General features: G+C 42.1%; 18 protein-coding genes. 12 read left to right on the top strand and 6 right to left on the bottom strand.

The window, feature by feature from the left end; genetic code table 11:
* Nucleotides 1-29: 29 nt before the first annotated feature.
* The 4 genes from QTN47_RS17015 to QTN47_RS17000 all read right to left on the bottom strand — a co-directional run bounded on the left by QTN47_RS17015 (nt 30) and on the right by QTN47_RS17000 (nt 4,457).
* Nucleotides 30-1,100 (bottom strand): type I restriction endonuclease, encoded by a 1,071-nt coding sequence (locus QTN47_RS17015; protein WP_369330603.1) that lies wholly within the window; start codon nt 1,098-1,100, stop codon nt 30-32.
* Between the two features lie 634 nt (nt 1,101-1,734).
* Nucleotides 1,735-2,304 carry an ester cyclase gene (locus QTN47_RS17010; RefSeq protein WP_369330602.1) on the bottom strand — a complete coding sequence of 190 codons (570 nt, stop codon included), beginning with the start codon at nt 2,302-2,304 and terminating at the stop codon, nt 1,735-1,737.
* A 345-nt stretch (nt 2,305-2,649) separates the two neighbouring features.
* A complete protein-coding gene (locus QTN47_RS17005) occupies nt 2,650-3,273 on the bottom strand; it encodes an HAD family hydrolase (protein WP_369330601.1) in 624 nt (207 codons plus the stop codon).
* 212 nt (nt 3,274-3,485) lie between these two features.
* Complete coding sequence (locus QTN47_RS17000; RefSeq protein ID WP_369330600.1) at nt 3,486-4,457, bottom strand: phytanoyl-CoA dioxygenase family protein; 972 nt, start codon at nt 4,455-4,457, stop codon at nt 3,486-3,488.
* Nucleotides 4,458-4,650: 193 nt separating this feature from the next.
* Between QTN47_RS17000 and QTN47_RS16995 the strand changes: the two genes are divergently transcribed.
* Nucleotides 4,651-5,490 (top strand): AraC family transcriptional regulator, encoded by an 840-nt coding sequence (locus QTN47_RS16995; RefSeq protein WP_369330599.1) that lies wholly within the window; start codon nt 4,651-4,653, stop codon nt 5,488-5,490.
* 322 nt (nt 5,491-5,812) lie between these two features.
* Nucleotides 5,813-7,798, top strand: a complete 1,986-nt coding sequence (locus QTN47_RS16990) for a sialate O-acetylesterase (RefSeq protein ID WP_369330598.1) — start codon at nt 5,813-5,815, stop codon at nt 7,796-7,798.
* Nucleotides 7,799-8,263: 465 nt separating this feature from the next.
* On the opposite strand, the gene QTN47_RS16985 is transcribed toward QTN47_RS16990, so the two are convergent.
* Complete coding sequence (locus QTN47_RS16985) at nt 8,264-9,244, bottom strand: NAD(P)H-quinone oxidoreductase (protein ID WP_369330597.1); 981 nt, start codon at nt 9,242-9,244, stop codon at nt 8,264-8,266.
* 829 nt (nt 9,245-10,073) lie between these two features.
* On the opposite strand from QTN47_RS16985, the gene QTN47_RS16980 reads away from it, so the two are divergent.
* The 6 genes from QTN47_RS16980 (at nt 10,074) to QTN47_RS16955 (ending at nt 16,920) form a co-directional block, all read left to right on the top strand.
* On the top strand, nt 10,074-10,640 hold the full coding sequence (locus QTN47_RS16980; protein ID WP_369330596.1) for a c-type cytochrome: 567 nt from the start codon (nt 10,074-10,076) through the stop codon (nt 10,638-10,640).
* A 244-nt stretch (nt 10,641-10,884) separates the two neighbouring features.
* Nucleotides 10,885-11,469 (top strand): c-type cytochrome, encoded by a 585-nt coding sequence (locus QTN47_RS16975; protein WP_369330595.1) that lies wholly within the window; start codon nt 10,885-10,887, stop codon nt 11,467-11,469.
* A gap of 229 nt (nt 11,470-11,698) precedes the next feature.
* On the top strand, nt 11,699-14,092 hold the full coding sequence (locus QTN47_RS16970) for a CehA/McbA family metallohydrolase (RefSeq protein WP_369330594.1): 2,394 nt from the start codon (nt 11,699-11,701) through the stop codon (nt 14,090-14,092).
* Between the two features lie 1,039 nt (nt 14,093-15,131).
* The gene (locus tag QTN47_RS16965) at nt 15,132-15,434 is read left to right on the top strand and encodes a polyhydroxyalkanoic acid system family protein (protein WP_369330593.1); all 303 of its coding nucleotides are present in this window, start codon (nt 15,132-15,134) and stop codon (nt 15,432-15,434) included.
* Between the two features lie 94 nt (nt 15,435-15,528).
* The gene (gene xth, locus QTN47_RS16960; RefSeq protein ID WP_369330592.1) at nt 15,529-16,302 is read left to right on the top strand and encodes an exodeoxyribonuclease III; all 774 of its coding nucleotides are present in this window, start codon (nt 15,529-15,531) and stop codon (nt 16,300-16,302) included.
* Between the two features lie 309 nt (nt 16,303-16,611).
* Nucleotides 16,612-16,920 (top strand): YdhR family protein, encoded by a 309-nt coding sequence (locus tag QTN47_RS16955; RefSeq protein ID WP_369330591.1) that lies wholly within the window; start codon nt 16,612-16,614, stop codon nt 16,918-16,920.
* 91 nt (nt 16,921-17,011) lie between these two features.
* Here the strand turns inward: QTN47_RS16955 and QTN47_RS16950 are convergent, their stop codons facing one another.
* On the bottom strand, nt 17,012-19,438 hold the full coding sequence (locus tag QTN47_RS16950) for an ABC transporter permease (RefSeq protein ID WP_369330590.1): 2,427 nt from the start codon (nt 19,436-19,438) through the stop codon (nt 17,012-17,014).
* Nucleotides 19,439-19,644: 206 nt separating this feature from the next.
* Here QTN47_RS16950 and QTN47_RS16945 point away from each other — a divergent pair, with 206 nt between their 5' ends.
* The 4 genes from QTN47_RS16945 to QTN47_RS16930 all read left to right on the top strand — a co-directional run bounded on the left by QTN47_RS16945 (nt 19,645) and on the right by QTN47_RS16930 (nt 23,670).
* Nucleotides 19,645-20,499, top strand: coding sequence for a DUF2306 domain-containing protein (locus tag QTN47_RS16945; protein WP_369330589.1), 855 nt, complete (start codon nt 19,645-19,647; stop codon nt 20,497-20,499).
* A gap of 313 nt (nt 20,500-20,812) precedes the next feature.
* Nucleotides 20,813-21,052 carry a hypothetical protein gene (locus QTN47_RS16940; protein WP_369330588.1) on the top strand — a complete coding sequence of 80 codons (240 nt, stop codon included), beginning with the start codon at nt 20,813-20,815 and terminating at the stop codon, nt 21,050-21,052.
* 35 nt (nt 21,053-21,087) lie between these two features.
* On the top strand, nt 21,088-23,043 hold the full coding sequence (locus QTN47_RS16935) for a hypothetical protein (protein WP_369330587.1): 1,956 nt from the start codon (nt 21,088-21,090) through the stop codon (nt 23,041-23,043).
* A 231-nt stretch (nt 23,044-23,274) separates the two neighbouring features.
* Complete coding sequence (locus QTN47_RS16930; protein WP_369330586.1) at nt 23,275-23,670, top strand: VOC family protein; 396 nt, start codon at nt 23,275-23,277, stop codon at nt 23,668-23,670.
* Nucleotides 23,671-23,772 lie beyond the last annotated feature (102 nt).

Below are 23,772 nucleotides of genomic sequence, written 5' to 3'. Positions count from 1 at the left end.
GTAGAGCATCTTTTTATTTCAGAAGGATTTCAATTTCCTATCGGTTCATATATGTCAATACTTTTTATCAACCTTGATGCATGTTCATAGATATCGTTTGTTGATTCTATTTGAACCCGCTCCTCCTTGCCTGTATCAAAGAAGCTTATGTGTTTTTTCTTGCCATTAAAATGTAACCTGCATAATGGCTTTCTGTTATTGTCATCAAGAAGAACGCCGAAATAAGATTGAGTGTCCCTGCTTATAATTCTTGTTACCTTAACCTTCGATGCCAAAATTGCCCGGACTATGTAAAAAGCATCCATCTCTTCTGCAGTGGTTACTACTTTATTTTCGTCCACAGTAGCAGAGGTCAAATCTTCTTTACTTATTTCTTCTGCTTTTTGTGTCTCGGTCGCTAATGCTGTTTTAAGACGCTCATTAATAGAATCGTTCAGGAACTGCGCGAATGTTCTCTTTAAATATCCTTTAAACTGTTCCAAAATTTTAGCGGTAACAATTGAAGGATATACGGTTTTAGCAAAAAGTCTTGTAAACTCTTCGGACGGATCGCTTATTTCTTTGATAATTAAAGCACGCAATTCCGACATGTACTTTAGTTCACTGGCAGTGTTATTAATGCTTTCAAGATTAAAATAGCTCTTGTGGAATTCTTTTAATTTTTCAATCTGTGCTTCTTTAATGTCATCTATTTTAAATTCGAAGAAAGGCTTTTCATCCATTTTGTTAGACTGTACCAAATCGGTGTAAAACCTATAAATAATACCATTCGTAAGGATTCCAAATTTCGCCTCAGTTGTATGAAAATATCTGAACAGCTGGCTGTTGTGTGGGTCAAGATCAGAAGACCAATGCTTGCATTCAATCAAAATTATTGGGCTTCCGTCTTTGAGAATAGCATAATCAACTTTTTCTCCTTTTTTTATGCCAATATCCGCGATAAATTCAGGAACAACTTCAAGCGGGTTAAAAATATCATACCCCATTGTTTGCAGGAAAGGCATAATAAATGCATTCTTGGTAGCTTCTTCTGTAAGAATAGCATCTTTCATTTTGGAAACTCTTTGAGCAAGTAGTCCAATTTGGTCTTTAAAGTCCATGGCAAGCTGGTTTTAGGTTTTAAAAAAATTTCTAGTGCATTTATGATTGAAAGGATTTACAAGTGATATATAAAAAATTGATGGGATTTGTCGTAAAGAAAGAATAGGGCATAAAAGAATGACGTCTCATAACAAGCACGATTTTTTATTGATTTAAGATAAAAGTGGATAAGGGATTTAGATGGTTTAGGTAAGGATAATGAATAATGATTCAGGCCGCGTGAAATCGAATATACGTTTTACAACACTATTGTAACATTAAATTTTTTTTGGTCATCTTTATTCCTGCGCCCACCCACCACAAGTATGCGGCGATGACTTCCGGCAATGTGTACTTATGGCGCCGGTTATACTGTAAAGATTATATTTCTAGTAAAAGTTTTATCAAAAAACCTTAGCTCATTGGATTGACTCAGCCAAATTACGTAACGCACGTAATTCCACAGCATACTTGCGCCATTAAGGACCGCCGTTTTTAAAAATTCATTTTGTTTGATCCTTGTAAATTTCATTGTGGATCTGTTTCATCCAACGGTTCAAAATAATAGAAGCTCCAGCATGGGATAATCAGTTTAGTAAACCCGTCACACGCTAATTTTTTTTACCATTACCTGCAACCTACCTAAGCAGTTTATCATTTCCCCATGATCTGATCCATGTACGTCTTATTATCCCAAAACAGATATTCTTCACTCATGGTACCATCGCTTTTCCAAATACCGATCGTCGCCATCGGAATGCGAAACTTCTTGCCCGTAGGTTGAATAAATTTACCATCGCCGGTTGGCATCGGCTTTGTAAAAGTTCCTTCCATCCAACCCATTACGGCGGTCATATTACCGGAGCCTATTTTGATAGGGTGCTCTTTAATTCTTGTATCGGGCGCATATACAAACATCGCATCCAGTGTTTTGATGTGTTGCTCAATGCCCTTTTCAATATGCCCGTCAGGAAAATGCACAATGATGTCTTTTGCATGGCTCTCATGCAGTCGTGTCCATTCGCGATTCGAAAAAACCGTGTAATCTAATGTGTCGAATGTTTGCAGATTTTTGGCAATGGTGTCTTTGCTCGCCGTAAGCGCCTGAATTTGTTTGACCAGCTCATCCCTGTCATTTTTTTTATTTCCTGTACAGGCCGTCAGGCTTACCGCAGCTGCCAAACAAATTAATGCAACAAGGTTTTGGCAGACAAACTTTTTCATTTTTATCTTTTTTAAGACGGGAATACAAAGTTAAAAACTCCTGCATCACCGGCGGTAAAAGAAATCGGAGCGTGGGATCGTTAGCAGATGCTTGTAATGTTTTTTTGGGGATTAATTCGACTTTAGAATATGGTAAATAATACCTGACCATTTGCCCTATCTGGCGTATATATGCCACAATGGCGTCGTGCAATGCGTACTTGTACAGCCAGCTAAACAGTAAATAAGATGTTTCTGGTAAAGTTTTTATCCAAAAAATTCTATCAGAATGGATAGATCAAAAAGGAGACACGAAACACAACTTGAATATGCTTCGTGCCTCCTTTAAATGTTATATTCTGCCCCTCAACCCAAATAATCAGCTAACTCCGCAAAGTCTGTGATCCTGGGAACAGGAATGTCATTTTCATACACATTCATCTTGTCGTACAATACAGCGCTAATGCCAAGCTCCAACGCTGCCTTAATTTCAGAGTGAAGATCATCGCCAATTACCAATACCTCAGGGCTGGCATAATTGTGCCGTTTTATAATGTCTTCAAAAACATCCTTTTTAGTTTTAGTGGAAGAGGAAGGATCTATGATGTGGATTTCTTTAAAGTCACGGTCCAAATTCATTCCTGTAACCTTGCTTTGCTGCATGTTGGTGAAACCGGTTGTCACAAGAAACTTGTCGAGCGGCAGGGTTCGCGCAATTTCATAGTCACTAAAAGGCTCAATTTCTCCATCAAAACGAATGCTGCTTAGCAGCTCTATTCCTTTAGAAGTAAGTTCTTCCGAAAAATTAAAATCCTTTGCCACCATTTGAAAAGGCCTTCGCATAATCTCGTGCCTGATCTTATCCATTTGCAGGCTTTGTTCGTCATCTGCTGCGATCAGTTCAAGCAACGGTGCAAATATTTTATCTCCAATTGAACGAACCGCATATATCGTATTATCCAAATCAAAAATGAGCGCCCTTTTCTGCATGTAATATTGATTTAAGAACGAATAATTGTGAACTCAGCGGCGCCCACACAGCATGCACAAATGATAATTTTTCTGTCCGGATTTCAATTGTCCCCGCATTTTTGCGACGCCTGCATACGCGAGCAAATTTACAGGTACATTTCTTTGCAGAATCTTCATTTAACTTAAGGCACATAGGTTGGTTTTTATTGATTAAAGAAGCAGGTTGATCTTTACCATCTATCCAATCCCAGCAACTTTCTGCCCAGCGGTGATAGCTTAGCCGTTTCATATTTTGTTTGTTCCCATTTTCTTGGGTCGCCGGGGAAGGCAAATCCTTCAGGTGCTCTTCTTTCCTGCCAGGATGAAATGCGCCATTCCCGCAATAGCTCATTGTCCTCTTCTGCCGGCATCATAGAGATATACTGCGCCATTCTAACTTTGCTACCACTATTGTTTGCCCTTATTCCATGCGGTTGAGTGCTGTTAAAGATGAGCAGATCGCCTGCCTGCATCGGCACTTTCACAATGTCAAAACCTGTTGTGTCCGGTTTAAAATGATCCCGGTCTCCTGGCTGTGTTAGCTTCCAGGTTTCGTAGGTTCGGTACAATTCGGGAATACATTGAAATCCGCCCATATTTTCATCGGTCTGATCAGCCAGCGCCAGCACTCCCTGAACATTTTGCGGTTTGGTTTCCGGGTCATAGTCCCAGTGGATAAACCCCTTGTATTCATAACCCGGGCGGATGGGAAAGTTCAGGTTAGCGCGATCTATCGTTACCCACAATTTCTCTGTACCCCATATGTCTGCAAAAGCCTGGTGTACTTTCGGCATCTGGCGGTTGTCCCATAAATATTGATGATTATACACTTCCACCATACCTGTATTGGTCAGTTCCTTCATCTTCATCTCGGCACGCGGGGGCGCATACCATGTTTCCGGATCGTTGGGATCTTTTTCTTCAAATTCCCATAAAAAACCGGCCAGCCTTTCTACCTGTTCTTTAGGCACAGCGTTTTTGATAACGATGTAGCCATTATGGATCCAAAATTTCCAGTCTTCCTCAGATAAAACGCGAAGCGGTTCTCCATTGCTTCTGTCGTTCAATTTTACTTTGCTGCTTTTGGCTGTGGACGGATTACCGGGAATGTCGGTGTGTGCATTAGCCATGGTCATGGTTTGCATTGTTGCGGCCTGATTCATATAACAAGGTTTTGATGATTTGATGTTCGAAGGCAACCCCTATTTCCAAACCGGATTACCATCGTTTTGTATGTCAAAGTTCTATTTAGAATACTAGCCGGCTAATATCTCCAATGACCATCATTTGCTCTGTATTGACATTTATGTCTCGAAAAGCAGCATTTATGTAGCTTTACAGAAAAATGGGATAGTTGTGAAAATTCAAAAGGAGATTGTGTTACCTGGTCCGGGCCAGTCGTTCAAGCTGTTCAGTCCCAGCCTGAGGAACAACTTTTACTGGCACTATCACCCTGAATATGAATTGGTTTATGTTGAAGCCACAACGGGAATACGGCACGTAGGGCAGCATATTTCCAGTTATATGGACAGTGACCTGGTGCTGATAGGATCAAATATTCCCCACCTGAATTTTGATTATGGTGTAAAGACTGAGTACCGGCAGATTGTGGTGCAGCTGAAGGAAAACTTTCTTGGCGATGCGTTTAAAGAAACACCGGAACTGACGAACATTCAGCGGATGTTTGACAGGGCCTATCTTGGTCTTTCGTTCAGCGGGAATACTAAAAAGATAGTTGCCGAAAAATTGCGGTATATGCAAGGTCTCAGTCATTTTGAACAGTTACTTCACCTGCTGGAAATATTCCAGATCCTGGCTACGTCCGATGAAGTGGAAGAGCTGAACGAACAGGATACAAGCATTAAACTGTTTTTTGATGATAAGATAAGAATGGGCACCATCTACAAATACATTCACGCCAACTACAATGAAAAGCCCGATGTGAATACAGTTGCCGCCAGTGTGCATTTAAGTACGGCCGCCTTTTGCCGCTATTTTAAGAGGCAGACCAAAATGACTTTTACCGATTTTGTAAACCAGTACCGCATCACACAGGCAAAAACGCTGTTGTTAAAAGATGTGAGCGTATCTGAAGCTTGTTACGAAGTTGGTTTTGAAAGCCTTTCCCATTTCAACAAATTGTTTAAAAAACTAACCGGCGAAAATCCATCCGTATTTAAAAAACGGCATAACTAACCGGGCATTCGCATAGTTGCATGTTGAGTGAAATAGATTAACTTTAATTGTCAGACAGACCATTATTACTGCTTATTCCTGTCGAACAAAGAAAATGGTGTACCATGTGCGCTGTAAGTACGAGTTAGGAAGTACTAGGATGAACGAAAGTCGCCAGTGACAGATTTGCATTTTAAACATACTCTGCGAAACTCTGTGTCTGCCTCGTGCTCTCTGTGAAACTTTTTTTGTTACACAGAGAAACAGCCGGAGAAGACTCAGAGATCCACAGAGCCCTTTGAAGGCTGTCTATAAGTGGACAGTTCATAATTAAACTGCTCTTATGCCATTGAATAAAAACTCTGTTAGATTGCTTTTAGAATTAGGACGGATAGTTCCTTTTGTTGCATTTGTCATTTCATGTTTTTATTCCAATAATTCTCATGCAGCAATTAAACTTCCTGCATTAGTTAGAGACAGCATGATTTTGCAGCGCGATGCAGAATTAAAGATCTGGGGATGGGCGGCAAAAGAAGAAAAGGTTGAAGTTGTATTCAACAAGAAAAGATACAATACCACAGCCAGCACAGATGGCAAATGGTCGATTTCATTACCTCGCATGCAAGCAGGCGGACCATTTGATATGACAATCAAAGGAAGCAATACCATTGCCCTTCACGATATTCTGATTGGAGATGTATGGTTGTGCTCAGGTCAGTCAAACATGGTGCTTCCGATGGAGCGCGTTAAAGAAAAGTATCCAGATGATATAGAAACTGCCAACTTTCCGGAGATCCGCCAGTTTTTTATTCCACAGCAAACGAGTCTTACCGGTGCCCTTGATACCATTTTGCCGGGCAACTGGAAATCAGCAACGCCGAAAAACGTCCTGCAATTTTCCGCAGTGGCTTATTTTTTTGCAAGAGAGATCTATCAAAAATATCATGTGCCCATCGGCATAATTAACGCCAGTGTTGGCGGATCGCCCATTGAATCATGGATGAGTGAGGAAGCGTTGAAAACATTTCCCGTTAGTTACAATTTGCTATTGCGTAACCGCGATACAGCCTCAATTAATTTGCGCAACAAACAAGCGGCGGCCCAGACGTCAGCACTAAGACAAAAACAAGATCAACGGGATGAAGGCTTGCAAGGAAAGCCGGCCTGGTACGATACCAGCTTTATTCCGAAAGGCTGGCAAAACATAAACGTTCCGGGTTATTGGGAAGATCTTGGCCTGAAAGATCTGGATGGCATCGTTTGGTTAAGAAAGGTTGTCGAGATCCCTGCGTCCATGACTGATAAACCTGCGAAGTTGTATATGGGAAGAATCGTGGATGCGGATTTTTTGTATGTGAATGGCGTTCAGTCAGGCAACATCACTTACCAGTATCCTCCGCGGAGGTATGAGCTTCCGGCTGGACTGCTTAAGCCAGGTAAAAACACTATCACCATTCGCGTGATTAATTATAGTGGAAAGGGAGGATTTGTTCCGGACAAACCTTATTACCTGAAGCTTGGTGATGATACACTTGATTTAAAAGGCCAATGGCAGTTTAAGATTGCTGAAGTTTTTGGGCAGGGAGATACTACACCTTCCGCAATACCAGTTCAGTATCAGCCAGCGGCTCTATATAATGCTATGATCCATCCACTAAAAAATTATTCAATAAAGGGCATCTTGTGGTACCAGGGCGAATCAAATGCAGCGGCGCCGGAAAACTATGCCGGTATGATGTCGGCACTTATCAACAATTGGCGGTCTTTGTGGCAAAAGCCAGACCTTCCTTTTTTGTATGTGCAGCTCGCTAATTTTATGGATCAGACATTTGCTCCAACAGAGAGCGATTGGGCCAGGCTTCGTGATGCTCAACTGAAAACTTTAAAAGTACCGAATACAGCAATGGCCGTTGCAATTGATCTTGGCGAATGGAATGATATTCATCCGTTGAATAAAAAGGATGCCGGCCACCGGCTGGCTTTAGCTGCTCAAAAAGTTGGGTATGGGGAAAAAGATCTTGTCTATTCAGGACCGGTCTGCGATTCAGCTACAAGAGATGGCAACAAAGCTGTTCTTCATTTTAGCAATACTGGTTCCGGGCTTGTAAGTAGCGACGGAGAGCCGTTGCAACAGTTTGCGGTTGCAGGCGCTGATAAAAAGTTTGTTTGGGCAAAAGCAGAGATAAAAGACAACACTGTTGTTGTTTGGAATGAAGCAATTTCCAATCCGGTTTATGTGCGGTATGCATGGGCGGATAATCCGTTCGGAGCTAATCTTTACAATAAAGAGGGATTGCCGGCTTCACCGTTTGAGGTAGGTGTGAGATAAGAATATTTTCTTTACTTGCATCAGCCCAATGTCATTCAATTAAATGAAAAGGCCTAATTCGTGAAACGTCTAACTCGCTAATTTGTTGTTGGTAGGCTTAGGCACATAGCTACGCCTCATACCAACAACGGCGGGCGGCCTGATCGTGCAAGAGGACTGTTATGCTATTTTTGATTGCAGCAAATCAAATGCAATCGTCCAGGTGACAATGCGAGGATAGCCTTTCACATTATTATGTGCAGGCTATTGCTGCTGCTATGATTAATTTTTCGATGGGTCATTATCGTCATGTCGACTAAACTATGTGAGGAACACATCCAAAAAATAAAATGACAGATGTTTGGTGAAAACGCTCTGTGTAACTCTGTGTCTCCTCCTGTATTTCTCCGTGTAACAATAACTGTTATTAAGTACTATCAACAATTAGTTACATAGAGCGGCATTTGTTTCAGACTTGCGTTACATCTATCTAAAATTTTCATTTACCAAAATAATCTTCCCAATATGATCACTGCTTTCCATCAGCATGTGCGCTTCTGCGGCCTCATTAAAAGAAAAGGTCTTGTATGTAACCGGCTTAAATTCTCCTGATTCAAACAATGGCCACACTCGTAGCAAAATTTCTTCAGCCAAAGCCTTCTTATAACCATATTCCCGTCCACGCAAAGTGCTGCCTGTTACAAGCAGCCTCTTCTGCATCAGCTTTGCAAGGTCAAGCTCAGCCATTTTGCCTTTCATAAAATTGATATAAACAAGTCTGCCCCCGGGGTTAAGAATATTGATGTTTTTAGAAAAATAAGCGCCGCCAATCATATCCAATATCACATCTACTCCTTCAGATTTTAGTTCCTGCTCAAAATCCTGTGTCCTGTAATTAATGTATTTATTGGCTCCTAATTCAAGACATGCTTTTCCTTTGTCTTCAGATCCTACGGTCACAAACACTCTTGAACCAAAGGCATGCGCAAGTTGAATGGCAGTAATGCCAATACCACTACTTCCGCCATGAACCAGGAGATTTTCGCCGGGTTGTAAACTTCCTCTTTGAAAAACATTGGACCAAACAGTAAAGATTGTTTCGGGAAGTCCCGCAGCATCAGCTAGCGAAATTCCCCCGGGCACAGGCAGGCATTGCCCTTCTTTCACGGCAACATATTCGGCGTAACCACCGCCTGCAATCAATGCACATACTTCATCACCGGGCTTCCACATTGTTACAGCAATCCCGCATTCAGTCACTACTCCAGATACTTCCATCCCCGGAACATCTACCGGTGCGCCCGGAGGTGGAGGATAATTTCCCTGCCGTTGCGCGACATCGGCCCTGTTTAAACCTGCAGCTTTTACTTTAATAAGCACTTCATCATCGCCAGGTTTTGGCTCAGCATATTCCTGTAATTTCAGAACTTCTGGTGCACCGGGTTGTGTTATTAGTACTGCTTTCATGGTGTTGAATAATGATTTTACTTTCTGGCAACTGCTTTTCATTTCCACAAACCCTGACCTCAACCGGGTCAAAGATATTTCAGCTAATTGCATAAAACGAAAGGATATACATCACATATGAAGCCAAAATTTGACGTTCGTTTAGTTAAGCAAGCATCGTGAACGTTGGGAGATGTCTCCTCTCGTCGACATGACGATCCTGGCTCGTCAGAAAAAGTATTGGGAGCAGCACTAACAACAAGTATATAATAATGTGTAAGTCCTAAACCGCATCGTCACCTTCAATGATGAATTTGGTTTGCCACAATCAAAAATAGAATTAGATATCATTCATTAAGAGCTGACTGCCATCGATTCATTGCCGTCTGCTTTAGCTGACGGACAGCGGTCCGTCTTTAAAACCGGGCTTTAGCCCAAAAATTGGATTGTGTGGCTAAAGCCATATTCAATACTTTCGTTTTCCGTCAGCTAAAGCAGACGGCAATGAAAAAGACAGCCTTAATCTGTCATTGGCACGACAGGAGAAGTCTCCCGAATATTGACCTAATTGTGATATTTTATGAGCGTTTTATATTGACAACCCTTAACTAAACGACATTGCTTTACTAATTAATTATAGGAAAGGACCTCTATTAATTTTTCATTTTCACATTCGCGATTTTCCATTTTCTGGAAAATGGAAAATTTGTTTACCAATTGGCGACTCTTTTCCACTCACTAAAGGTTTTCTGCAACTCATCCCTTTTAATCTGTAGTTCATCCATCAACTTTAACACGATACAGTTCTTTCTTTCATCTTTGCGCCTTCTCTAACCTTTTAAACATAAATATGCTAAAAACACTGCTGCTAACTGCTTCTGCAGGGCTCGTATTCGCTTCGTGCCAACAAAAAACAGACAACAACCCTTCTGGTCCAATTTCCCAGGACAGCCTCGTTAAGCGCGGCGCCTACCTGGTAACAATCATGGGTTGCAACGACTGTCATTCACCCAAAAAAATGGGACCACAAGGTCCGGTTCCCGACGAGCAATTGTTGCTATCAGGCCATCCAGCCTCCATGCCTTTGGCCAAATTTGATACGGCAACAGCCCATAACTGGGTGCTTTTTAACATGAACAATACCGCAATTGTCGGACCGTGGGGAATATCCTTCGGTGCAAATATCTCGTCCGATGAAACGGGTATCGGTACCTGGACAGAAGCGCAATTTTTTAAAGCAATGCGCGAGGGTAAGGCGAAAGGTCTTGATAGTAACCGCATGCTTTTGCCACCAATGCCGTGGCCAACTTACGGGCAAGCAAGTGATGAAGATCTGAAAGCGATATTCGCTTACCTTAAATCTACAAAACCGGTTAAGAACATTGTACCTCAGCCAATTCCGCCAACACAATTGTAGGACTTGACCAAATAAATTACTTTCATCAGGATCAATTCAACAATAACCTGTCGCAAACACGGCAGGTTATTTTATTGTTTCAATAAGCACCAAAGCAATAGGAGGTGACACGACTGCAGATCATCCCCATCCACAAAGCCTTTTCCACAACTCATCCGGTATTTTACACAATCCATTCTTCCATCTTGACAAGATGTTTTTCTTTTGTCATCTTTGTGTCATCTCTAACCTTTCAAACATTGCTATGCTTAAAACACTGTACCTGATCGCGGCAGGAGCTGTAATGCTTGCTTCCTGTCAGCAGAAAACTGAAACCACCACATCCGGAACCGGAACAATTTCTCATGACAGCCTTATAAAACGAGGCAGCTATTTGGTAAACATGATGGCATGTACCGATTGCCATACGCCTAAAAAAATGGGGCCAAATGGTCCGGAGCCGGATCCCGCACTCTTGCTTTCAGGGCATCCGTCCGGCTTACCATTACCCAAAATAGACACTGCGGCTACAAAGGACTGGGCAATGACCAACATGCACAACACTGCATGGGTTGGTCCGTGGGGCGTTTCATTCACTGCTAACCTCACTCCCGATGAAACCGGGATCGGTTCCTGGACCGAAGCGCAGTTTTTCAAAGCCATCCGGGAAGGCAAATCAAAAGGCCTCGACGGAAACCGGGCGCTTCTTCCTCCAATGCCATGGCCATCTTATGCACAAGCATCTGATGATGATCTGAAAGCAATTTTTGCTTATCTCAAATCCATCAAGCCTGTGAAAAATGTGGTGCCACAACCAATACCGCCAACACAATTGGCATCGTTGAAGTAAAATATGCTGTTCATCAAAATCAACTGAAATTAAACCTGTCGTATTTCCGGCAGGTTTTTTTTATGCCGGGATAAACTATCCATTGATAATGCATCGATTCAAAACAATCTGTTACCAGGAAGGCGGTAATTGTTCAACTATTCTGTAATTTTCTATAACCTATTGCTGCAATGAAATAATAAACATCCTGTTGACCGGACTTCGGTAACTAACCACAAACACCATAGTTATGAAATTCGCGATCACTTTATTCATCGCTTGTCTATCGCTGCACAGTTTCACCAATGCCCAACATGAACACCATGCTGCGGAGCAACCAGCAGGTAAAATAGATGCACAACCGCTGCTGGCGCAAGTAGCCAGATTACAGCAGGCACTGGAATATCTTGGTAGTCCGCTTCAAAAAAATGATGTAGCAAAGTTGGAAGCGCTCAAAAAAACAGCACTTGATGATCATATGATTCATCACATCCAGGAGATCCTTGATCCATATTGCCTGGCCAGCGTTAGAATTAACCCGGAGGCGAGAGTTAGCGTTGAAAGAGGGCCTGCTGCAGCCATATTGATCCAGGGTGGTTGGAAAAGCTTTCTGGTAAAAGTGTATAATGAGGCAGGCATCAAATCCGCGCTGGATGTACAAAGCGAAAACGCAGCGCCGTTATTACATGCATCGGCAAATGGTGCAGAGCCAAAGGCTTCGAATATTCTATCGGCGGCGCAGGTTGCCAATCGTTTCCTTGAAATTGGTGTTTACCGCAATCGTCCGTTGCAACCAACACTTTCAGGCCTTGCGCTTGAATATGTTGTGGTGCAGATCTTCACAAAGGATAAAGGCCAGCGTGAGGCATCATTAAGTTTCAGTGCTGGCCAGGGAACAGAAGATATTGGTTTTCGAAACGCCATTTCGGTCCTGTTTAATTGCAAGCCATCGTCAAAAGTTATATTCAACATCAAAGATGAGAACGGGGAGCCGGCAATGGCTTCGTTCATTATAAAAGATAATATTGAACGATTGTTGCCAGACAGTTTTGATTTCCGCCAAACCAACTATCGCTATTGGTTTGCGTCCAACGAATACTTTGTTTACAACAAATCGCTCAGAGGTTTGTATCCGCTACCATCCCGCCGGTTAGCATTAACTGATGAGTATCCTGATTTCTTTTTTCAACCACAGGTATACAGGTATGATGGTGAGCATGTGAATCTTCCTCCTGGTCATTACACAATCACCTACATACGAGGGCCAGAATATATTACACAAACCAAAGAACTGACCGTGCCGGAAAATGCTCAAACCATTAATGTCGACTTCCGGCTCAAACGATGGATCAATATGGCAAACATGAAATGGTACAGTGCAGATCATCACATTCATGCAGCGGGATGCAGCCATTATGAAAGTCCGGAGGAAGGTGTAACACCCGACAACATGATCCGTCAGGTAAAAGGCGAGGACCTGAATGTGGGTGCTGTGCTCAGTTGGGGACCCGGGTGGTATCATCAAAAACAATTTTTTACCGGCGAGGTCAGCCCATTGTCTTCAAAACAAAACGTGATGAGGTATGATGTGGAAGTCTCCGGTTTTCCTTCATCTCACGCAGGTCATTTGGTTTTGTTAAACCTGAAGGAAGATGATTATCCCGGCACAAAAAAGATCGAGGACTGGCCGACATGGACCGCGCCTGTTTTGCAATGGGCGAAGGACCAACATGCCCTTACCGGTTATGCCCATTCCGGTTGGGGGCTTGAGCCTATGCAACCAACGACTCAGTTGCCTAATGATGTACTGCCGAAAATGGACGGCATCGGCGCAAATGAATACGTCGTTACAGTTACCCAAAACCTTGTGGACTTTTATAGTGCGGGAGATACGCCCGCACCATGGGAGTTGAACATGTGGTATCATTCACTTAATTGCGGATTCAGAACAAAGCTTAGTGGCGAAACCGATTTTCCCTGCATTTTTGACGAGCGCGTGGGCATAGCGCGCAGTTATTTTAAAGCAGACGGGCCGCTCAGTTATGATGCATATATGGAAGCGTTAAAAAAAGGTCGCAATTATGTGTCTGAAGGTCATGCTCATCTTATTGATTTTACTGCCAATAATACGGAAATGGGTAGCGGTGACATAGCATTGTCGCAACCCGGAAAAGTTCATATTACAGCCAAGGCAGCGGCATTATTGCCCGTGCAGCAGGATGAAGATGGAAAAAATATAGCAGCCCGTCCACTAACAGAATCCCCTTATTGGCATGTTGAACGGGCGAGGATCGGTACGTCAAGAAAGGTTCGTGTACAATTGATCTTTAACGGCGTTGCTGTTGACAGTTCAGATATTGAAGCTGATGGCAATTGGAATGATATTGAGTTTAATTATGCTGCAAATCACTCAGGTTGGATAGCCCTCAGAATTTATCCGAGCGTTCACACAAATCCAATATTTATTAATGTGGGAGGGAAGCAAGTGGCAGATCCACAAAGTGCCGCATGGTGTTTGAAAGCGGTTGATCAATGCTGGAAGATGAAGCAGGACAAGATAAAAAAGGAAGAGCTTGCTGCGGCAGAACAATTATATAATGAAGCAAGAAAGGTTTATCAGCAGATCATTGACAGTAAAAAATAGTTGCCGTCTGACGAAGAATATGAAATGTGAAGTTGCCCTGAAAATTAAAGGGTCAACTACGCGTTTAAACCGGATCTATCTATCCAATCCCGGAGGGATGAAATTATTATAGAAGGGCATATATGACGTGTATTAAAACCCCGAAGTGACATTTTACTATGTCACCCCGTCGGGGTTTTGGTAAATGATTTCGATATTATGCTATAATAATTCCATCCCTTCGGGCAATGTCATTAAGTTAAGAGGTTTCATATCAAACGCTTATAAAATATCACCATCAGTTCTATATTCGGGAGACCTCTCCTGTCGTCGAGGTGACGTTGAGGTTGCAAACTTGCTCATTATTCTGTACTTGGCATTGATGCTGTTGTGATTACTTTTTCTGATAAGCCAGGGAGGTTTTCATATCAAACGCTTATAAAATATCACCATCAGTTCTATATTCGGGAGACCTCTCCTATCGTCGAAGTGACGTTGAGGTTGCAGACTTGCTCATTATTCTGTACTTGGTATTGATGCTGTTGTGATTACTTTTTCTGATAAGCCAGGATCGTCATATCGACGATAGGAGATATCTCCCAAAGTTGAAGATGTCTGTGCTTAACTTAATGACATTGCCCGAAGGGATTGGTTTTAGGGAAATTAATCTGTAATTATTATCCGTCAAACATCTCTGTTCAATTTGTTCAAATCAGGACAGACACTGATGGAAAAAAATAAATGTGGCCCCGATGATTTTCATACCACCACAATAATTACAAACGCTTAGGATGAACTATTTTCCAGAACCGGAAAGTGGCGTTTTAGCCAATGAATTTGCTTCATCCGTATAAACCAACTATGAACAATGCATTATGTAAATATTAATTATTGCAGACAACACAAAAAACGGTTTTTGGGATCTGCTTGCTTTGTAAAAAAATTTGCAGGAAATAAAAAAGCGGCATCTGCTTTGAAAATAGTATAATCGCAGCTTAATTTGTTCTAAAGGAATGAATTCGGTCGACATTCGCCGGATACAAACTCAAAAATTTACAGTATGGCACTATTAAATCTGAATATTCCACACAACCTTTCTAAAGAAGAAGCGCTTGAAAGAGTAAAAAGTCTGCTCAAAAATTTACAGGAAGAACATAAAGACACGATTTCCAATGTAAAAGAAAACTGGCAGGGTGACAAGAACGATTTCAGCTTTTCCGCAAAAGGGTTTGATCTGGCAGGAACGATCCAGGTAAATCCTTCTGATGTGGAAATCGAGTCTGATCTGCCCTTTGCATTATCTTTCTTTAAAGGAATGATCGGTTCCATGATCTCACAAAAAGCATCAACGCTGTTGTCCTAGTCAACAAGACCGCGAAAAGTGAGCATGTCCGAACCCAAGTACTTCGTACTTAAAAAGTACTGGACAAAAAGAATAAACCTCAAATTGTTGCCTCATGAAAATAGCTACCTATAATGTAAACGGCGTTAATGGAAGATTGCCCGTTTTGCTTCGTTGGCTGGATGAAGCCAAACCGGACATTGTGTGCCTGCAGGAGTTAAAAGCGCCCCAGGAAAAATTTCCTGAACAGGCTATTGCAGATGCAGGGTACCAGGTGATCTGGCATGGCCAGAAAAGCTGGAACGGTGTCGCTATTTTATCGCGCAAAGCGAAAATTGAAGAAATCTGCAGGGCGCTACCGGGCGATCCGGAAGATTTGCATAGCCGGTATATTGAAGCAAAGATTGATGGACTTACTATAGGATGCCTTTATTTGCCAAACGGTAATCCTGCACCCGGACCTAAGTTTGATTACAAACTCGGATGGTTCAAGCGACTAACGGATCACGCCAAAACCTTACTGGCGCAGGATGTGCCCGTTATTCTTACCGGCGATTACAACGTTATGCCTACTGAGCTGGATGTGTATAAACCTGAACGTTGGGTGGATGATGCGTTGTTCCGTCCGGAAACACGTGCAGCTTTTAAAAATCTTGTTGACCAGGGCTGGACGGATGCCATTCGCAAGCTTCACCCGGATGAAACGATCTATACGTTCTGGGATTATTTCCGTGATGCATATGGCCGCAATGCAGGCCTCCGCATCGATCATTTTCTATTGAGTCCGCATGTTGCCAAAAAACTGGTTTCCGCCGGCGTTGACCGCCATGTTCGCGGGTGGGAAAAAACAAGTGATCATGCTCCGGTGTGGATTGAGATAAGACCGTAAGACCGTAAGACCGTAAGACAGTAAGACAGTAAGACAGTAAGATCGTAAGACGTGTAAGATATGTTAGCGGTGATGCTATGACGGAACATCTAAATCAAACATCCAGAACGAGTAATACAAAGGGCAAAGAAGCTTGCGAACCAGGTTTTGAAAATGAAGCATAACTTTAGTGGGTATTTTAAAAATAGAACAGGTCAAGTCCGAAAGAATTTACAAACAGATATCTGCATTAAATTTTATGATTTGTGCATTTTTTAGATGGTGGTATACTTTCACTTTTGCATTATTATTAATTTAAAATATCTAACAATGCAAGCCCAAATAATCACTTATCAATTAAAGGATATTTCTCAACCGGAATATCTTAAGCAAATGGTGGAACCAGATGCACCGATTTTAGCGGAAGTAAAAGGTCTTATTTCAAAAGTTTGGCTGGCAGACGTAGAAAAAAATACTTTTGGCGGTTTCTATTTATGGGAAAGCAAAACGGCTATGGAAGATTTTATGAATTCTGACCTGGTAAAAGCAGTTGTAAGCCGACCATTCGTAAAGAATGTTTCTTCGGTTGACTACGAAGTAAATGAAAAAGCTTCATTGATTACCCGGGGACTAAAATAGGTAGTTGGCGCTTCTTCAATGTTGACAGAAACACTACCGCTAACTGGTGTAAGAAGATTAAGAAATACAGATGGAAGATAAGAGGGGCCGATTACTCGACCCGGAGATTTTTGACGGGATTGGCGATGGCAGCCTTAATTACCTGGATGCTTACTGTGCCGAACGCGATGAACAAAATGAGTATCGCAGGAATCACAAATATGAGCCAGTTAATATTGACGCGATAGGCAAAATCATCCAGCCAATGCCGCATGAAATACCGTGCAACGGGTGAAGCGATCAAAAGCGAAATAACAACGAGTTTGATAAGGTCTTTACTCAACAAAAACACCACCCCACGCACACTCGCACCAAGCAATTTTCTGATACCGATTTCTTTTCTTCTACGTTCTGCAGTATAGGTGGCTAGGCCAAATAAACCCAGGCAGGCCACAAAAACGGCAATGCTTGTGAAGATAAACAACAGCGATTGAAGCTTATCTTCCGAGACATACATCTGCTCGAAACTCTCGTCCAAAAATTTATACTCGATGGGAAATTCGGGTGTAAACCGGTTCCAGGCAGACCTTACGGCCGCAATAGCCGCACTGGTATTGGCGGTCTTTAGTTTTACAGCAACTTTCCAGGCAGCATCGGGAAAGATCTGCAGCACCGCGACTTCAACTTTATCATACAGGCTTTTGTAATTAAAATCTTTCACCACGCCTATTATGGTGCCGGTTTTTAGTGAATCGGGATTTTTGGCACCCCATACATGCCAGGATAATGTCTTGCCCAATGCTTTTTCCGCGTTACCGAACCCGAGTTCTCTAGCCGCAGTCTCGTTGATGATGTATGCATGATCCTTATCGGTCTGCATCTCTTTCATAAAATCGCGGCCGGCAGCCATCTGTAATCCGAGTGTTTTGATATAGTCGAAATCAACCATCAATTGCGTAGCAGAATAAGTTTTCTGTTCTCCATTGTTGTGCACAATCACCTCGTCGCCTGCAACCGCATCACCCGGAAAACCGTATCCAATAGAAACGTTACTGATATATGGTGACTGAAGCAATTCATTTTTAAAAGAGGTATTGTTCTTGAACATATTATCGCCACGCATGGGAAAGAACATGATTTGCTCCTTATTAAAGCCAAGATCCTTATCATGCAAATAATTCACCTGCCGGAAAACGACCGCCACGCAGATGATCAACAGAACAGACAAAGCAAATTGAAGCACCACAAGGCTGTGTCTGAGCCATGGTACTTTACCCGGCGAATGTTCGTTGCCGGCTTTTCCTTTCAATACATTTACCGGTTTAAAAGACGACAATACAATAGCCGGATACAATCCGGCAAATACGCCGGTAAACAGGATCATTCCAATCAGGATCAGCGGCATTGAAGGAGTGAAGAACATAGCAACGGAGATATGTTTGTCCGTGAACCGGTTGAGCCATGGCAATGCTATTAATAAAAGAATGACTGCAATAATCAGGCTCGCGATTGCCAGCAAAATGGTTTCACCCAAAAATTGCAGCACGAGCTGTTTTCTTGCTGCGCCGATGGCCTTTCTTACCCCAACTTCTTTCGCGCGCTGTAAAGACCTTGCAGTTGACAGATTCACGAAATTGAAACAGGCGATCAGCAATATGAATACCGCAATTATTGTAAGTGCTTTTACATAAGTAATGTTTCCTCTTACAGCAGAATCAAATTTAAAATTGGAAGAGTAAAGATGAATCTTTTTTAAAGGCTGAAGAAAAGGCGTACGCTTTGCATTTTTATCGGTGTCAAAAGGCAGGGCAACCTGATGAACCAGTTGCTGGAATTTTGATTGCAGCAAACCAGCACCTGTTCCTTTCTTGAGTTTTACATAGGTGTAAAACTGCTGCCAGTTCCAGCTTTGCATGCGATCGGCCGGTAAGTGTATTGCAGCAAGGGGCATTAAATAGTCAAATTGCAAATGAAAACGTGGGTCATTCCTGAAAACACCCTTTACCAATAGTGGATTTTTTTCCAGCAGCAGTTGTTTTCCTACCGGATCTTCATTTCCAAAAAAACGCCTGGCCATGTCTTCGGAAAGAACAATAGAACCCGGATCATTTAGCGCATTTTGAGATGATCCGTACTTAAAAGGGATCTCAAGCACCTGAAAGAAAGTAGAATCAACGTAAAATCCTTTTTCTTCGTAAAGTTGTACTTTGCCGGCTTCAAAAAGCCTTTTGTATTGTGCCTGCATCATCACACGCGCAGTTTGTTCAACTTCAGGGAAATCTTTTTGTAAAGTTGTCGCATACATGGGCGAGGTTACGGCAAACACTTCGGTTCCCTGGTTATTCGTGAATTCGCTGTATACCCGGTAAACACGATCACTGTTTGGAACATTCTTGTCATATTGATTCTCATCCCACACAAAACAACCGATCAACAGGCAGGTGGTAAGGCCAAGCGTAAGACCGGCAATATTTATGATACTAAAGCCGCTGTGCTTTCTAAGATTGCGCAGTGCGATTTTGAAGAAGTTACTAAGCATATTGTTTTATTGGCGTTAGCAATGCAGATCCGTTTTGCTCAATGGATTGATGATTAAATCCACTCAACTAGTCTAAATGTACGAAATTATTCGTGAATTGAAAGTTCTCTTTAAGTTTTAAGGCAACTGACTGTTTTAAGACGTTGTAAATTCAGACAGCAATTGGTATCTTGTCACTGAAAGGCTTACCACAACTGAGTTTCAACATGGGCTATTCCAGCGACGAGATAACCTTACACCGGGAGGTTCAGAAAGAACCACGGGGTGGAAGTGCAAGATTTCTGTACGGCACAGGTTTATTACTCGTAAGTACCGTATGGGTCAGCGCCGGTTTGTTCGGACTGTATATTCTCGCCTTTTATGCAGCAGCACTTTATAATGGTCACCTGGCAAAATGGAACCAAATTCTTCCGGGTTTGTACCAGGAAAATGCCAGCGCAGCAACAACCGGCATAGGTCTGCATTTTGCAATGGGAGGTATTATTTTGGTACTGGGCAGCATTCAGTTGATCAGCAAAATAAGGAACCGTTGGCCGGCTTTTCACCGCTGGGCAGGCAGGGTTTATATTACCGCATGTATTTTCGCGGCAATCGGAGGACTGATTTTTATTGCAGCAAAAGGAACGATCGGTGGACCGGTGATGAATACAGGCTTTGCGCTATACGGAGTTCTCATGCTCCTGGCAGCAATTGAAGCCTGGCTACATGGAGTTGCACGAAGAATAGAGATGCACCGGGCCTGGGCCATCCGTTTGTATGCACTAGCCATCGGCTCCTGGCTGTACCGGATGGACTATGGTTTCTGGCTTTTGCTTGCTGATGGCGCCGGTCACCTGAAAAATTTCAGGGGGCCATTTGATTATACGATGGCTTTTTTCTTCTATTTGCCTAATCTTTTAGTGGCGGAAATTTTTATCCGCAATCGCAGATCCATCAGCGCTCCGGTTCTGAATATAGTATCGGCATTTGCCCTGCTACTCATGACCGCCTTTCTCATATTAGGCACCTACTATTTCACTAAATTCTATTGGGGGCCAGCAATAATTGACTGGTTAACCTGATTTCTGAAGGTTTCACGCAGCGAACGCAAAGAAGAAGCGACGCAACGGAAATGCCTTCAATATTCGTTCACTTTTTGAAGATCTAAAAGACTCCGTGTAGCTCTGTGTTTTCTCCGTGTGACTCTGTGTAACCAAATTTATGCATTTGTGGTATACTGGCTATTGCATTTAATAATTACGCTCATTATCTTACTATTAAATTCCACCGGATCGTAACTAACTGTGTTTGATGAGCTGGTTCAACTGTAACCGTCATCTCTGCTTCATCATGTTTTCATATGTACAAGATTGAATAACCTATTAAACAACTGTTATGGCCAAGGCTAAATCAAGCAAAATTGAAATTATCTCCATCACTTACAAGGTAAACGGAGAAACTTTTACTGCAACCCGTGAAAAAAAGAAACCTACTCGTGCAAAAGGATTATTAGCTGTGGGAGAGGCGAGCGTTTGCACACCGGGCCAGACCAAATGTGAAAATGGCATTTTATTCAGATGCTTTGATATTGGTGATGGCCAAACCGACTGGCTTACCGGAAATGAACCCTGCTGATAACATTTAACACACCCTCACATCAATATTTGAAAATGAAAAAATGCTTCTCATTCATCATACTGTTATTTCTATGTCTTGATGCGCTGGCTCAAAGCTTTTCCAAAACGCTGCCAATTTGCTCCGGAACTTATACTTACACGGTGACAATGCAACTGGATAAATCCATAAAGGTTTCAATTCTGGATCTAAATGACAGCACACGTAAAGTGGGATATAGTTATTCCGGCAACGATGTGGTTGACTTTAAAAACATTTTTAAAACACAGTTTTTACGATTGAGTAATCCGGCAATTTCATGCTCTGCCGATGAACAGAACAAGCTTGTGCTGGAAGGAAATGAGATATGGAATAAAATGCAGGTGCTTGTACTTCAAACCCAGTCCCAGGTTTATTCCAACACCGTTCCCATTGGTAGTGAAAGCTACCGCTACACAGGTTCATTTAACAGCGATAATGCGATGAAGATTTCGATAGAGAATGTAAATGATGCATCTAAGAAAATCGAATACACTTATAGTGGCCAGGATGTAACAGCATTCATGGGTGTTTTTCAAAGAAATTTTTTGAAGGTCGATGGCATTTCAGCCACAGATCCTGAAAAGGACATAATGCTAAAAGAAGGAAACAATTTGTGGTTACAATTGATTTCCATGCGGCCGCTGGCAAAACCCAGTTTCGCTCCTGAAGCCGGTACTTTGTCTGTTGCTAAAAAGATCCCCTACTACATCTCCCTTAAAGATTCTGCAACAGGAAAGGATAGGTTCTTTGGTTCTCAGGAATATGACGTACAGGATGTCCATATTGAATTTAATAGCGGCTATATCGAAAATATCTATGTCACGTTATTGATAAAAGGAATTCCAAGAACCTACCAAAACATCTATGGGATTGGATTTACTTCCGTGGAAAATCAAAACAAGCTAAGAACCATCCGGTTATTTCAAAAAGGCGCTAAAGCATTCCCCAGTAAAAAACGTACTTCGGTAGATAAAGCGATGGTGTCGCCGGACAACTTCACGTTCATCAACCTGGGTGAATTGTTGAACTACAAGCCAAGACTGGAGGTTGACCGGAGGGACTATAGTCCGATGGATACAGCCATCATCCTCTACGGCGGTCAAAACGTGACATTGTATAAAGAGCAAACCAATAAACTGCTTGAAGCGCGTATTTATACTGATTTTGTCGGCCTGCAGGATGATAAACCAAATGGGCTCGTTCAAACAGAAGTAGAAAAACGAATCAATATTAACTCGAACCAGTTGCAAACGCCGAGGTTTATTTATGGCATATTCAAAAGTGTGGGAATATTTCAATTTATTAAGCCTTCAATCACATTATCAAAACTGGAACAGCATAATAAGCGGTTGATATTGGGCGACCTGGATTCTATCAAATTAAATCCGGGAAATAATGATACTGCCGCCCTTACCAAAAATCTGAATCGTTACGCAACTCCGCTGCAACTGTACCAGCATCAAAGCTTTACTGCCGGGTTTGATTTAAATGTGGTCTTCTTTAGCAATCACAATCTGAAATACAACCTGTATCTCAACCTGGGCACGAGGCTGGGAGTTACGCCTGTAACAGATTCGGCAACGAACATATCAGGAAACTCGATTACTAAAACCGGTGTTGTTTCCGAATACGCTGTCAACACTTTGCAGATTATTCCGGAAGCAAGACTGATCTTTTTGCCTGAGGAACGCCTTAATTTTTCCATCGCCTACCGGGCGTTATTTATTAAACCGTTCTCCAGTAGTGTGCAATTATTGTCGTTCGACAAACAGGATCCTGACAAGTTTTTAGTAAAAAAGAATGCCTGGCTTAATACACTCGAGCTATTAATAGCCTTTAATGTTAGCAAAACGGGAGATGCCAAATTGTTTGGCCGTGTGAGATTCAATTCAGAGGTCAATAATTATAAGAACAATTTCGCCCAGATCCAGCTTGGATATTCGGCTTATATACTTGGAAGCAGTAAGTAGTTGGCAAAAGATCACTATCAGACAAATATTCGCAAGGACTCGTCTCCCGCGCCAATAACATATTTGTATTGACATACGCTCTGTGTAGCTTTGTGTTATCTCCGTGTGACTCTGTGTAACTGTATTTTTGTATTTCACCGAAAGCAGAAATAGACACAGAGAGTTGCACAAAAATTTGCAAATTGACTTGTCTTAGCCAGACAAATTCCATTATTTCAAATTCACCAAACCATGAATGATACAAAAGCCCATCTCATTAAGGCATGGCCTTATCAGCAGGACAAAATGAAACTTCCTGTGGGCAATGTTGAATCTGCCCTCCCCTTTTATGAAACACACTTAAGATTTCATGTTGTTAACCGTGCTGAGACACCTTTTAAATCTGCCTTATTGCAAAGAGACGATCTTCAAATTGGTCTTGAAGAAAATGGTGGCGATCCTACACAAGACGGCTGTTTTTTTGAAGTTGATAATGTGCAGAAAGCATTTGACGAGTGTAAAGCGACAGGATTGACAAAGGAATTATCGGACTTTAGCTTTCAAAAATACGGGGATATAAATTGGAAAGTATTCTTTATCGTTGCACCTGATGGTCTGTGCTATTGCTTCGGCCAAAGACAACAGTAAAAAAATTGGGAGTATAAAAAAGTGAAAATGTGGATCTTGTGCCAGACGGAACAGGCCAATATTCCGACCTGTAACCGCTGGACTTCATAAATTTTGCGGTGC

Source organism: Danxiaibacter flavus (assembly GCF_041060425.1).
GTDB lineage: Bacteria > Bacteroidota > Bacteroidia > Chitinophagales > Chitinophagaceae > Danxiaibacter > Danxiaibacter flavus.
Note: the sequence above shows the minus strand (reverse complement) of the source record. Positions and strands in the feature narration are given on the sequence as shown.